Genomic DNA, 13,928 nt, shown 5'->3' on the forward strand with positions numbered 1-13,928 from the left:
CCCCTCGACACATGTGAATACAATCACAAATTATTGGGATTCGGTGCCTTAATCCTCCGCAATAATGGTTTCCAGCGCAATTTCGGCCATTTGATTGAACGACTGTTCGCTGTCTTTATGCGCGGACCGTTCATTCGTTAACAGCTGGCTCCCTACGGTCAAGATCGACAGCGCCTTAACGCCGTATTTGGCAGCCAGGGTATATAGCGCCGTACTTTCCATTTCCACGGACAGGACGCCGAACTCCATGAATTTATGCAACCTTGCCATGGTCTCCCTGTAAAACTCGTCGGAATTGTAGACGTTGCCTACGAATACGTTGGCGTTTCGATCCTTCGCCTGCAAATAGGCCTTCATCAGCATGTCAAAGTCGGCTGACGGCGCATAGTTGCAGCCCAGAAAAATTTTCTCTGTCATATTGCTATCCGAGGAAACCGCTTGAGCTAGAACAATGTCACGGATTTGCAGTTCTTTCTGCATGGCACCGCATGTGCCGATCCGAATGAGCTTCTTCGCGCCGTAATCCCGGATCAGCTCCGTAACGTAGATGCTCATCGAGGGATTGCCCATCCCCGTGCCCTGCACCGAGACGGGAATTCCTTTATATAAGCCCGTATACCCGTACATCCCTCTGACCTCGTTGTAACAACGAGCGTTCTCGAGAAAGTGTTCGGCAACGAATTTGGCCCGTAGCGGATCACCCGGCAGCAGAACGCGTTCCGCAACCTCTCCGGCTTTAGCTTCCATATGAATACTCATGTTGATGTTTCTCCCTTCAAAATAACTGTTTGCGAATTCGTAATCGCTTACAATATTCATCTTAAAAGGAGTCCGGCAGAGAAACTAGTCCAATTGGGGCCGTTGGATAAGGGAGAAAAAGGACCACAACCACTCAAATAAGCAGCTCCTGCCGGATATTTTCCAAATCTCTTTTCGTTGGAATCGTCGAAATAATGACTGTCGGGATGCTGGTCAAGGAAACGGGGATGGTGCTGATGATGAAATCAATCTGATGCTGCGCAACGATTTCATCGGTTAGACCATGCAAAATCGAGGTCTCGATCGTCAGATCGTCGCCAATCTCTCTTTTGATCAACTTCGCGACGTAATGCCGGACCGAGAATTCTTCCCCGACAATGAGGAATGCCTTCTTGCTCCTATACCTGAGGCTGGAACTGATCATGAACGTAAGCTTGGTTAAATGGTAATCATTATAAGATATGGCAGGGTAACTCTTTTCCCAGCTGCTCATGCACTCCGAAACGGTCTTGAAAATAGGCTGTTCCGCCTGTTCGATGTAAGAAGTCAGATGGCTGCGAGAGACGGCCATAAGCTCGGGTATGGCATGATCAATCCGCAGCTTATCGATGAATTCGGCAACTTCAGAGCGAAACCTGTCACCTGCATTTAACGCAGGAAATGCACGGGTTAACAGGGTGATGAGCAGGTCAACCATAAGGCATTCCTCTTCATTCCCCTTGTCTGCTGTCCACTCTTGCCCTTCGTTCCTAAGATTACCATCCGGCACATGATACTGGCTAAGACTGAACATGGACTGCAAAAAATAAACCTCATCGCAGGTCAGATGAATCTGGTAGCGGTGCATCAATTTTTCAGAAAGCCGGGTTACCGGTCCGTAAAACAGGTTGTGCTCCCAAGCGTAGCTTCCGCCTTTCAAAGAAATGCCGTGTCCGCGCCGAACCCTTTCCACCACGATCGCCATCAGAAAAGATAAATTACGTTTGGAATTCAGAAAGTAAATCATGCCGCTCTCCCGCTCGATCTCCGTCACCCAGCCGTCCAACTGCTGATCGTCGATACCGGAAAACGGCCATCCCGTCGTCGGGAAAGCTTCAGTGAATAATTTCCATAAAAAATACCGGATATGAATCTCATTCCCCTTGAGCGTGGGCGAGGAATACGTCATACGTAGATGGAAAGGACGCAATTCCTCTTGGTTGAGATGTATGATCCATTTTTTAAAAGAGGAAAAACTCATAAAAAGGGCCTCTGCCATTTCTTCGGCGGAAGCCTCTCCGTCTTTCGTCAGTACAAGCTGCATTAGCCGGAAATAGGAAGTCTCCCTGAAAAGGGACGCGAGGACTTCCCGGACAGTCGTTCCGTGCCGGTCCCGGTAAAAGATGATACCTTTCCCCCTGGATACCTCAATCTGCATGGAAGCGGGAAGCAGCGTTACGGCCTCCTCCACGATTCTCTTGACGGATTTGCCGGATATGCCCAGTTCTTTCTCGATCTCCGCGAATGTAAACCAGCGCTCTTCACGATCCAGCAAATGCAGCAGCGACTTCAATTGTCTGTATTCCTTGTTCATCCCATCACCTTTTCCTGTGCTTTTCCGCTACTGCCTTTTCCTCCTGCAGCCCCCGTTCACCCCCATTGCTTCTCCACGCGAAAAATGCGCTGGTCGATCATAAAATTCAGCAGGATGCGGTTGAATTCCTGAGGTTGGCATAAATGGCTCGGATAAATGGCGTCGTCGATGACGGCCTTTTGAGCGCATGCGAACGTTTCTGCAGCTCGGTTCATTTGCTTGACGAACCATTCACTCTGCTTGCCGGCCACGCATAATATAGGCATTCTCAGGCGCGAAGAGTTAGAGTCCACATCGATTTTCAGTAACGCCATCCGCTGTTTGATGGATTCCGTCGGCCGTTTGTGGAACAATTCATCCCTTAGTATGCTGTAAGCAGGCACCCACCGGTTATAAGTCACCCGAAGCGACCTGAGGAAAAATTCTGCCGGAAGATAATAGGATATCCAACTGCATGCCTCAAAAAACTTCCAGAGGCTGCTTTTTGTCCCGTACGGGCCGAAAAAATAGCTGTCCACCAGCACCAGCGCATTCACCTTATCCGGACTATATGCCGCGAATTTTTGCGCAAGCAAGCTTCCGCTCGAACAACCAACCAGCGTTACTTTGGCAAGATTCAGCTTATCCAGCAGCTCATTCAAATCCTTGCACTGCGTATCTATAATATCCTCAACTTCGACGTTTAATTTTCCGGAATTGCCGTAACCTCTTAAATCGAGCACAATTACTTGTGCCCGCTGGCTGAAATATTCGATCTGCGGCTCGAACATATGGTGGGTTGAAAGATGTCCATGAATGAAGACAATCGGCGCGCCGCTGCCATGCGTCTCATAATATAATGTGGTTCCGTTCACTTGTATGTTGGGCAACTTCCTTCTCCTCTCTACCTTAACGTGATGCCATGGATGCCTTTCTTCAGGCAGATGAAAAACAAACGCAAAAAAAGAAGCATCGAAAAGAGGACCTCTTCTCAATGCTTCTTTGCGCAAGGCGAAAAAAGCCTTGTTCAAAACCGCATATATACAGGTTGCCTCTCTTGTTACGCTTGCGAGGTTAGCTGACGGATTCGGACTTAAGAGTAGCCCTACTCATTGGCATGAGATTCACCCCATGTGACGATCATCAACATATCGTCACGGCCGGTTCCCCCGCTTTCCGCGATCCGCGGAAATTCAGCGATATAGACAAATGATTAAATTAGCGCACAGAAAAACACAGAGCGGGTACCCTGTGCTTACGTTTCATAGCTCACAGTTTCACTCCTCTCTCATAGCGACGCTTACGAGGTTAGCTGACGGATTCGGGCAGTGAGAGTTGCCCTACGGATGCAGACGGCCTATGACCATCTGATCCGATTCACCCCTTGCATTGACATCACCCGCTCCGATAGCAGAAATGAAAGTCTATGCCAATATGGTTCCCCCGCTTTTCACAATGAAAATTCAGCGTAAATTCAATGGCCTGCAAAAAGACTAACAATGAACTGAATATACGCCTGAGCAAGCAAACTGTAAAGCATGGGGAACACAGAATTCGGGGCTTTTTCGATACCTTTAATGGATTACCTATCATTTATACAACTTTGTCATTCAATATCTTCGTTTATCTCAATTTCTCTTGGCTTTATGTTCCCCACAATCCGATTTCAGATCGATTTGGCAAAAGGGAGCCTATTAATGAGGCAGAATATCTTCGATTGCCATGCTTTCACAGCGGGCAGAAGGTGATTCGCTGTTGAATTGCTCGCAAAAAAAACCGCCAGCCGGAATATTTTCCAGTGACGGTTTATGAACTTATTTCCAAATCTCATCGGCGATCTCTTTGATAAAAGCCAGCTTATTCCACTGCTGCTCTTCCGTCAGGATATTTCCTTCTTCGGTCGAGGCAAATCCGCATTGCGGGCTGAGGCAGATATGATTGATGTCCACATATTTCGCTGCTTCCTTGATCCGATTGATGATTTCCTGCTTATCTTCCAGCTCTCCTGTCTTGGAGGAGTGAAGTCCCAGCACGACCTGCTGGTCCTTCAGGAATCTCAGCGGTGCAAAGTCTCCTGCGCGATCCGTATCGAATTCCAGATAGTACGCATCGATATGATCCACACCGAAGAGTGTTTCCGCCACAGGCTCATAGCCTCCGGCAGATGCCCAAGTCGAATGATAGTTACCGCGGCAGACATGCGTTGTTATGATCAGATCCTCGGGCAGACCGGTGATCGCCTCCTGATTCAAGGTGGCGTACAGCTTCGTAATATCCGAAACATTGACGCCCTCCTGCTGTCTGGCTTCCCAGTAGTTTTTGTCGCAGAGCATTCCCCACGTGCAATCGTCCAACTGCACGCTTCGGCACCCTGCCTCGTAAAGGTCCAGAATTGCTGCTTTATAAGCCTTGGCGATATCCTCCACCAGATCTCCCGTGCTGCTATAGAAAGCATCCGTGCTCTCTTTATTGTCCGCGCGCTGCAGTTCGGCAAGAAACTGGGCTGGGGCCGGTATCGTTTGGCGAGCAATCGCATCGTCCCCTGCCGCTTGCTTCAAAAATTTGAAATGCTCGACAAAAGGATGTCCGGTATAGCCGATTTTGCCGTACAGGCGCGCCGTTTCAGCTCTGGTTTCTTCGCCCTGGAACAGGTAGCCCTGATCCACGGTTTGCTTTTCAACGCCGTCCAACCCCCACATGAAATCCAGGTGCCACCAGGAACGTCTGAACTCGCCATCTGTCACGGCTTTTAAGCCAACCGATTTTTGTTTCTCGACAAGCTTGATAATCTCCTGGTCTTCAATGCTTTTCAGCTCGGCAGCTGAAATCTCGTTATTTTGAAAGCGGGCTCTCGCTTCTTTTAATACTTCCGGGCGCAGAAAGCTTCCCACGTGATCATGTCTAAAAGGCGTTGCTGTTCTTTGCTGTGCATTTTCCGTTATTGTGCTCATCCTTCATTCTCCTCCAGCCGTCTATATCGTTAAGAGAAAGATATCACACCTTTACGGTTATAGCGTAACTTCTAATAACTATAGCCGGTTATAGCCAAAAGCTATATCTAACGAAGTTTGTTCTCATTTCCCGTCACGAACGCCCGATTCTCAATTCGCAATCGCTTCATGCAGCGCTTCGATATAAGCAGACGCCAGCTTGGACAAGGCCGCATTCTGATGGCAGATCCAACCAACCTTAATGGTTTCTTCAATATCCAGAGGCACCGGGATAATCTCGTTCCCATTCAAATCCGCACTCAGTACGCCCGTTGAAATCGTATAGCCGTTAAGACCGATCAACAAGTTGAACAGTGTCGCCCGGTCATTGACACGAATGCTTTTCGGATGCGACAGCGTGCTCAGAATTTCCTCGGAAAAATGAAATGAATTAAATTCTCCCTGTTCAAAAGACAGGTATGGATAGTCCTGCAGCTGATCAACGGTTACGATCGACTGCTTCGCAAGGGGATTCTGAACGCTGATAAAAATATGCGGCTTTGCCGTAAACAGACTTGTGAATTTCAAATTCGCATCCTTCAGGAGCCTATTGATCACCTTGCTGTTGAACTCGTTCAGATATAGAATGCCGATTTCACTGCGCTGACTTTTGACATCCTGGATAATCTCATGGGTTTTGGTCTCGCGCAGCGCTAGCTCATACTCATCATGACCATACTCCCGCACCAGATTCACGAATGCGTTAACTGCAAAAGCATAATGCTGGGTCGACACCGAAAAGTGCTGCGGCGAGGGCTTCGCGTTCAAATACCGGCCTTCCAGCAGCTCCGCCTGCTCAATCACCTGCCGTGCATAACCCAGGAACTCCGCTCCCTCCTTGGACAGAGATATGCCTTTGTTCGTACGCTCAAAAATCGTAATCCTGATTTCTTCCTCCAAATCCTTGATCGCATTGGACAGGCTGGGCTGGGATATAAACAACCGCTTGGCGGCTTCATTCATGGAGCCCCGGTTGGCGACCTCGATTACGTATTTCAGCTGCTGTAATGTCACGGTTTTTGATCCTTTCTGTGCTTCGATTCTATTTTATTTCATTATAGACGATCAGATTATGCAAAGGTAATACATTCACTGACGAACGCCAAAACACTTCGCCTAACCAACATCCGGATCGCTCCAATAGCCCCGGCGAGCACAGGACACATGCGTTTTATGTTATATTCTTTGTACATTCCAAATCCATTTACGCATAAAGGAGTTACAATCAACGATGGCGACAACCTATTTGCGTGATATTTATGATCATTACTTTCTGGGCATGAACCCCTATCTAGGTGCCTTTGGAGAAAATACCGACATGGTTTTCACTCCCTATGATGGTGAAGGATCGATCCAGCGGATGTCTACAACCAGCGGGATCGAAATCGTCATTTCAGACTATCATTTATCGGATCACCGATCCATTACCCTTGCATCCAAATCGGCGATGGTTGAGCTCAGCTTCTGCCTGGAAGGCGCAGGCGGATTCAGTATTTCGGGACGATCACATGAACTATCTCCGGGCACTTGCTCACTTCAGTTTATGAACCATTTTCAAGCGGTATTTGAATATGCCAAAAGCCAGCCTGTCCGCTCCCTGGCTCTTGGAATTCCCGTCTCCTTGTATGCCCGTTTCATGCACGGTTGCAGCGCAGGCGAAAAAATGGATTTCTCCAGCATTCTCGGCGAGACTCCTTTCCGTATCTATCAAAAGCCCATTGATTCTGCAGTATCGGACATCCTGCTCCAAATGCTCGCATGTCCTTACAGCCACGCAACCCGCAGCCTTTACTTGGAGGCCAAGTCCCTGGAACTGTTGTCCATATATTTTGAACGCTTTTTCTTTGAAAAAGGGCAGCCTTCGGGCACATCGCATCTGTCAAGGTCGGACCGGGATAAAATTCAACAGGCGGCCCTGTTGTTGATCACCTCCATGGAGAGTCCCCCGTCTTTGCTTGGACTCTCGCGACTCGTCGGGCTGAACGACTTCAAGTTAAAGCATGGATTCAAGGAAATCTTCGGAACCACCGTGTTCGGTTATTTACGGGAGCAGCGCATGCTTAAAGCGATGTCGCTTCTGGAGAAAGGGAACGTTACCATAAGCAGCGTAGCCGCGCAGGTAGGCTATGCCAATGCAAGCCATTTTACCGAGGCATTCCGCCTCAGATTTGGCGTTAATCCTTCCGAATGGCTGCGCATGAGGAGCTAACCAAACAATCATCCGTCCAACCTCCTTCTTATCCGTCATCCGGTAGTCGTATGGGACCCCGTCTCCTATAATGACAAGTAGTTTGACTACGAAGGAGGCTTTCGAAGATGGAATCAACCACAACATCCGCCGCTGTCCGCAGCCGTTCTTTCTGGCCCCTGGTCCTGACCGGCATGTTTCTGATTATTGCTACCACGGGTTTATCTCGCGTTGCTTTCGGCGCCGTACTCCCTTATATGAAGACGGGCCTTGGCCTGTCCAATTCAGAGGCGGGGCTGCTTGGAACAATGATGTTCCTGGGTTATCTGATTACGGTCGGATTATCAGGCCCCCTAACCATGAAATGGGGAGCGAAGAAGGTCCTTTTCATCGGCGGCTGGGGTGTTGTCATTAGCTTGTTTGCTTTGGCAACCGCTCCTTCCTTTAGCCTTGCCTGCATCTCTATTCTCATCATGGGCGGGGGAAGTGCCCTGGTATTCACTCCGCTGGTATCCATCATGATCGCTTCATTCCCTGATCGAAGAGGTATCGTGCTCGGACTGCTCCTCAGCGGAGCCGGCATCGGGATGTTCTTGAGCGGCATCGTTGTGCCTCTCATTGTGCTTCATGCTCCTCAGCCGGGATATCGGAGGGTCTGGCTTATTTTCGCCATCTTTTCATTACTGGTTCTCATTGCATCCTCCGTTGTACTGAGAAGGGTATCACCCGCCAACTCTGCGCAAGCGGGAGCACCGCAAAAGACAAACTGGTTTCGGAACAAGAACATCCTGCTAACGGCCTGCCTGTATTTCGCAGTTGGAATGGCATATCTTGTCCCTCTCCTGTATCAGACGAGTTATATGATCAAGCTGGATTTTTCGGATACGATTGCCGGCTTATGTTTTTCCGTGTCAGGCATCTTCGGAGTCATCGGAGGACCTGGATGGGGCGCCCTCTCCGATCGGATCGGCCTGCGGAAAGCGCTGATTCTCTCGATCTTAGCCGCTATAGCGGGCAACGTTCTGCCGGTGCTGTTTGAGAATTTGATCAGCTTTCTGATTTCCGGCGCTCTCCTTGGCTCGACCATCGGCGGAATAGCCACCCTTATCCAGGCCAAAGCCTCACATCAGGTGCCTCAGCGCTATGTTTCGGTTGTCATTGGCTTCATTTCCGTCTTTTATGCGGTGGGGCAAATGCTTGGCCCGATCCTGGCAGGCGTGTTCATTGAATTCGGCGGAGGCTTTGCGTCGGCATACCTCTTCGGTGCAGCGGTGTATCTCCTCGGATTGCTGCTGGAAGTATGCTTCAAACCCAAGAAGTCGGAAGCAGCACGGAAATCGGCAGAAGCAAATGCTGCCCGGTAACATCACCATTAATTTTGGCAATATCAAAAAAGGGCCCCGAGCGGGACCCCTTTTTGTATTACGAATACTTGTATCCGTTATTCTTTTCAAGATATGCTGCTAGCGCTCCGATCTTCATTACATCAGTCCGGAGCTTTTCACTGCATGATAAAAGTCATGGAACTGCGGAATGTTCAGCTGCTGCGCAGCATCAGACAACGCCGTGGCCGGATCCGGATGAACCTCAACCATCACGCCGTCTGCTCCTGCAGCCAAGGCTGCTTTGGCGCACGGTGCCAATATATCCTTGCGTCCTGTGGAGTGCGTAACATCAACCAATACAGGCAGATGCGTCTCTTGTTTCAGAATCGGTACGGCCGAGATATCCAGCGTGTTGCGCGTTGCTTTTTCATAGGTTCGGATGCCGCGTTCAATCAGCATGACCTGCGTGTTTCCGCGGGAAACAATGTACTCCGCCGCATGAACGAATTCATCGAGCGTGGCGGCCAGGCCGCGTTTCAGCAGGATCGGCGTCTTCACATCCCCTGCCGCCTTCAGCAGCTCGAAATTCTGCATGTTTCTTGCACCGATTTGGATGACATCTATATAGTCGCAAGCCAGCTCGATATGGGCCGGATCCACAATTTCGCTAATCGTCTTCAGACCGAATTCCGATGCCACTTCCTTCAGGATCTTCAGCCCTTCAATGCCAAGGCCCTGGAAATCATAAGGCGAAGTTCTTGGCTTAAACGCGCCTCCGCGCATGACGGTGATGCCAGCTTCCTTCAGAGCCGCGGCAACGGTACGCACCTGCTCGTAACTTTCAACCGAGCAAGGACCTGCGATCATGATTGGCTTGCTGCCGCCAACCGACACATCGCCCAGCTGGATAATCGTATCTTCTTGCTTCTTTTTGCGGCTGACCAGCAAATGCTTCTTATGGTCGACCTGCTGCAGCGAAAGCGTGGCTTGAAAAATTTGCTTGAATAAATGACGCACTGTTTCGTGATCAAAAGGACCTTCGTTGCTGGCTACCAAGGCCTCCAGCATCTCTTTCTCGCGCACCGGATCAAATTTCGGAACGCCCTGCTTTTCTTTCTCAACTCCGAGCTCCTGCGCAATTTTGGCGCGTTCCGACAGCAGCCCCAGCAGCTGAAGGTTCACCTCATCCAATTTCGTGCGCAGCTCTTCTAATCTTCCCTGACTCATCTCGAATCTCTCCTTTTATGATCTAAATTATAAACTGAACTAAAGAATGGATCATCCATCTTGATGGTAACACCATGGAATTCGGAAGATGGGAGAATAAACTATAGTTCAAATTTATTAAAAAAAAACAAAAAGACTCCCGTCGCCAAGGGACGAGGAGTCGTGGTACCACCCTTATTAGACATGCCCGTTCATAGAGGCATATCTCACTTCAGACCTTTTAACGCAAGGGTACGGGCATTCCTACGGCCAGCATAATCCATGCAGGCTGTCAGATACCAGCTCCAGAATGAACTTCGGCGGACAGTGTTCCTCGGATGCTCTCAGTCTATCGGCATGCCGTCCCTGTTAAGACCTTTCTCCGCTTACTCTTTCCTTCATCGCTTATTTCAAAATAGGTTTGAGGAATTAAATTAAAAGCATTGTATTACAATCGGTTAAGTGGTGCAAGCGTATGATTTAACGCTTTATTACTTTATTCTGATAAACAATCGTAAAAATACAAATCCGAAACTACAGCACCTTAGATGACCAGACGGCAGGCCGATCGGATCTTCCTCCCTCACTGAATCCAGAAAAGCCGCTTAAACATGAAGATTGTTCAGCGGCTTCACTTTATTCATATGATGACTGTATGCGGTTCGTGAGAATTATGTCTAACCCTTGACCGCGCCTTCGGTTAAGCCTTTTTCAATAAATTTGGAGATGAACAGGTAGATCACCAAAATCGGTAAAACCGTCAGTGTCACCGCTGTCGCCATCAATCCAAAGTCGGTTCCGTACTGCGAGCTGATTTCATTCAACAAGGCAACAATCGGACGAACCTTCTCTTTATTCACAAAAATGAGCGCAGAGAACAGATCGTTATACGACCATAAAAATACAAAGATACTTACGGAAGCAAATGCCGGTCTGGATACGGGCATAAAAATCTTCAAGAACATTTGCCAACGATTACATCCGTCCATGAATGCGGCTTCTTCAAGTTCCTTGGCGATGGTCGTCATGTAGCCTGCGATAACCAGTGTGGCGAACGTCAAGTTCCCGGCGGTTTGCGGCAAAATAAGTCCCCAGTACGTATTGACCAGTTTGGTTTTGATCAAAAGCTCATATACCGGCACTACCGTCGCGAATGCAGGTACGAGAAGCGTGGCGTACAATACGGAATAAATAAACCGTTTTCCCGCAAAGGTGAATCTGGATAATACGTATGCTGCTAATCCGCCCAGCAGCAGCACGAACAACACGGTACCGCCGGACATTATCAAACTATTAATATAGCTTTTTCCAATGTTTATTCTTTCAAAGGCTGTTGTATAGTTAATCCATACAGGGTCTAAAGCTAATGAAAATGATTTATTCATGACATCCCGGGATACCTTGAATGAGTTATTAATGATCCAAAACATCGGATAAATCGTGGTTAAAGCCCAGGCTGACAATATGATATACATGAAGGCCGTACCAAAACGAAAATGTCGTTTCGATTTTGTGTGCTGGATCTGTTGTCCATTACTAATAGCTGGCTGCATAACAATAACACCCCTAATAAACAGCTTAGTATGTGATTTCTTCGCTCTTTAACAAACGATTCGCAAGCAATGCGATAACAACCCCGAGTACGACCATATAGATCGCAACCGTAGAGCCGTAACCGAAGTTTTGATCGACCATTGCCTTTTTGTACATATAGGTTCCCAGCACATCCGTACCGTTTTGTGCTCTGGAAATAACCCAGACAAAGTCAAACACTTTGAGTGTACCGGTAATGGCAAGCGTGATAACAACCTTGATATCGCTAAGAATCAGCGGGATGGTAAGCTTCACCATTTTCTTAACGCCCGTAATTCCCTCAAGCTTGGCCGCATCGTAATAATCTTCAGGAATCTTAGACATGGCCGTCACGAACAACACGAAATAAAATCCGACATAATGCCAAACGGTCGGAACCGCGATGGCTTTAAGCGCGTTGTTCTCACTCAGCCACAGCACTTTCTCAAGTCCAAAGTTCGCCAAGATACTATTGAGCAACCCAAAGTTATAGTTATAGAATAAAACGAACAGCAAGGAAATAGCTGTACCGGAAATGACGACAGGAAAGAAAAACACGGATCTGAAAAAACCTTTGAACTTATTGATATTATCCACCATAACCGCAAGCACCAAAGCGATGCCCACCTGGAAGACTAGGACATACACCAGAATTTCCAGCGTATGCAGCGTTGCTGCGCCCAGCAGTTTATCTGAGAACAACCGATCATAGTTGTCCCATCCGATAAACTTTTTATCGAAGAATCCTTTGGTTCTGTAGAAACTGAAATACACGCTTTTGAAAAACGGATAGTATAAAAAAACGGTCAAAAACGCAGCCATAGGGAACAAAAAGATCCAGATATACTTTCGATCGCCCTTCATATTTATCACCACTTGAGTTTTATTTTCTCTAGCATTCGGGTATTTAAAAGATGACGCCGCCTCAAAAGAGGACGGCGTTTTGTTAACTAATTCAGAATCTCTCAAAAGATAAGATTACTTTTTATTAGCGTCCTCGATATCTTTTGCCTCTTTAACCGCGTCAGCTGGTGACTTCTTACCTGTTACGACCGCTTGAACACCTGCACGCAACGTGGAGAAGGTTTCAGGAGCTACCATCGAGTCGATAGGGTTGTTGACAGAAGTAGCACTTGCTGCCATCGCGAATCCGTCCGTTGCCGTTTGATTTACGCCTTTGATTTCAACGTTAGCTGCAGCTGGAGTACCACCGTTAGCAATTGCGATTTTCTCGATAACCGCAGGAGAAGTCATGTGTTTCAACAATGCGACTGCAGCATCTTTTTTGTCTGCATTGTCATAAGTTGCTTTGGTAAGGTAGAAGCCTGTTCCGAAACCACCGATAGCGTCTTTACCTGTGCCAACGCCGCCTGGGATCGCAGGGAACGGAAGAACCGTTGTGTTGTCGATCACGTTCGGTTCTTTCCAGTTGTTCATAGCCCAAGAACCTTCAATGATCATAGCTGCTTTACCTTCGGCATAGTAGTTGGAAGCCATGCCAAGGTCGATGGTTGCCGCATCTTTAGGGAATGCTCCCAGGTCATACAGTTCCTTCATAGCAGCGTAGCCTTTTTCCCAGTTTGGATCGATGCCGTCTGCCAGACCTGCGTTATGGCCTTTAGCACCAGCAGCGGACAGGATAAAGTGCTCGATGACGTAGTGAGATTGGTCAAATGGTGCCGCGAGCGGAATAATTCCTTTTTTGGACAGGGTCGAAACGGCTGTTTTCATTTTTTCCCAGTCTGTAGGAAGCTCGAGGTTGTTGTCCGCGAAAATTTTCTTATTTACGAACAATCCTTCATAGAAACCTGTAAGTGGAGCAGCATAGATATTGCCGTCTTTTTGTCTTGTATTTTCCAGAGCTGCTGGGGAGAAGCCTGCTTTCCATTCAGCGTCTGCATCCAAGATATCGTTCAACGGAACCACTTTGCCTGCATCTACGAAGCCTTGCGCGTCAGTGCCGACGAAGTAGAAGAGCAGGTCAGGCTCGTTGCCGGAGTTCATGTCGGTATTGACTTTCGTTCTGAAACCGTCATCATTTGCAGACATGGTATCGTTTTCAATTTTTACATTAGGATTTTTCGATGTAAACTCATCCAGCGCAGCTTGGAAAGCTTCGCGAGCGGTATCTGTTCCGCCGAAGGTCGAGAACACACGCAGGGATACGTCTTTTTTCGGAGCTTCCGTTTCTTTCGGAGTTTCCGTTTCCGTTTTTGGCGTTTCGCTTGCCGTATTTTTTTCCTCAGTTTTGTTACCGCAAGCCGCCAGGAACATAGTGAATACCATGAGCATGCTTAGTAGAGCTAAAGATGACCTTTTCACTTGCAAATCCCCCT

At 48.1% G+C, this 13,928-nt stretch carries 11 protein-coding genes and 2 riboswitches; of the genes, 2 read left to right on the top strand and 9 right to left on the bottom strand.

Features of this window, described 5'->3' with window-relative positions; genetic code table 11:
- Positions 1–48 precede the first annotated feature (48 nt).
- The 5 genes from deoD to GRF59_RS09760 form a co-directional block, all read right to left on the bottom strand.
- Positions 49–759, bottom strand: a complete 711-nt coding sequence (gene deoD / locus GRF59_RS09740; RefSeq protein ID WP_160497376.1) for a purine-nucleoside phosphorylase — start codon at positions 757–759, stop codon at positions 49–51.
- A 133-nt stretch (positions 760–892) separates the two neighbouring features.
- On the bottom strand, positions 893–2,332 hold the full coding sequence (locus GRF59_RS09745; protein ID WP_160497377.1) for an AcpB/EbpR/MafR family transcriptional regulator: 1,440 nt from the start codon (positions 2,330–2,332) through the stop codon (positions 893–895).
- A gap of 56 nt (positions 2,333–2,388) precedes the next feature.
- Positions 2,389–3,201 (bottom strand): alpha/beta fold hydrolase, encoded by an 813-nt coding sequence (locus GRF59_RS09750; RefSeq protein WP_160497378.1) that lies wholly within the window; start codon positions 3,199–3,201, stop codon positions 2,389–2,391.
- A gap of 157 nt (positions 3,202–3,358) precedes the next feature.
- A riboswitch (cyclic di-AMP (ydaO/yuaA leader) is annotated at positions 3,359–3,520 on the bottom strand.
- Between the two features lie 73 nt (positions 3,521–3,593).
- Positions 3,594–3,790, bottom strand: a riboswitch (cyclic di-AMP (ydaO/yuaA leader).
- A 335-nt stretch (positions 3,791–4,125) separates the two neighbouring features.
- Positions 4,126–5,262, bottom strand: coding sequence for a 5-methyltetrahydropteroyltriglutamate--homocysteine S-methyltransferase (locus tag GRF59_RS09755; protein WP_160497379.1), 1,137 nt, complete (start codon positions 5,260–5,262; stop codon positions 4,126–4,128).
- 150 nt (positions 5,263–5,412) lie between these two features.
- Positions 5,413–6,315, bottom strand: coding sequence for a LysR family transcriptional regulator (locus GRF59_RS09760; RefSeq protein WP_160497380.1), 903 nt, complete (start codon positions 6,313–6,315; stop codon positions 5,413–5,415).
- A 217-nt stretch (positions 6,316–6,532) separates the two neighbouring features.
- Between GRF59_RS09760 and GRF59_RS09765 the strand changes: the two genes are divergently transcribed.
- Complete coding sequence (locus GRF59_RS09765; RefSeq protein WP_160497381.1) at positions 6,533–7,510, top strand: helix-turn-helix transcriptional regulator; 978 nt, start codon at positions 6,533–6,535, stop codon at positions 7,508–7,510.
- 107 nt (positions 7,511–7,617) lie between these two features.
- On the top strand, positions 7,618–8,853 hold the full coding sequence (locus tag GRF59_RS09770; RefSeq protein ID WP_160497382.1) for an MFS transporter: 1,236 nt from the start codon (positions 7,618–7,620) through the stop codon (positions 8,851–8,853).
- Positions 8,854–8,970: 117 nt separating this feature from the next.
- Here the strand turns inward: GRF59_RS09770 and GRF59_RS09775 are convergent, their stop codons facing one another.
- The 4 genes from GRF59_RS09775 to GRF59_RS09790 form a co-directional block, all read right to left on the bottom strand.
- Positions 8,971–10,041, bottom strand: coding sequence for a bifunctional 3-deoxy-7-phosphoheptulonate synthase/chorismate mutase (locus GRF59_RS09775; RefSeq protein WP_160497383.1), 1,071 nt, complete (start codon positions 10,039–10,041; stop codon positions 8,971–8,973).
- 656 nt (positions 10,042–10,697) lie between these two features.
- On the bottom strand, positions 10,698–11,303 hold the full coding sequence (locus tag GRF59_RS09780) for a carbohydrate ABC transporter permease (RefSeq protein ID WP_237391696.1): 606 nt from the start codon (positions 11,301–11,303) through the stop codon (positions 10,698–10,700).
- Positions 11,304–11,598: 295 nt separating this feature from the next.
- Positions 11,599–12,414 carry a carbohydrate ABC transporter permease gene (locus GRF59_RS09785; protein ID WP_237391697.1) on the bottom strand — a complete coding sequence of 272 codons (816 nt, stop codon included), beginning with the start codon at positions 12,412–12,414 and terminating at the stop codon, positions 11,599–11,601.
- A gap of 156 nt (positions 12,415–12,570) precedes the next feature.
- A complete protein-coding gene (locus GRF59_RS09790; RefSeq protein WP_160497386.1) occupies positions 12,571–13,914 on the bottom strand; it encodes an extracellular solute-binding protein in 1,344 nt (447 codons plus the stop codon).
- Between the last annotated feature and the right edge of the window lie 14 nt (positions 13,915–13,928).

The organism is Paenibacillus dendrobii (genome assembly GCF_009807035.1).
Lineage (GTDB): Bacteria > Bacillota > Bacilli > Paenibacillales > Paenibacillaceae > Paenibacillus_AQ > Paenibacillus_AQ dendrobii.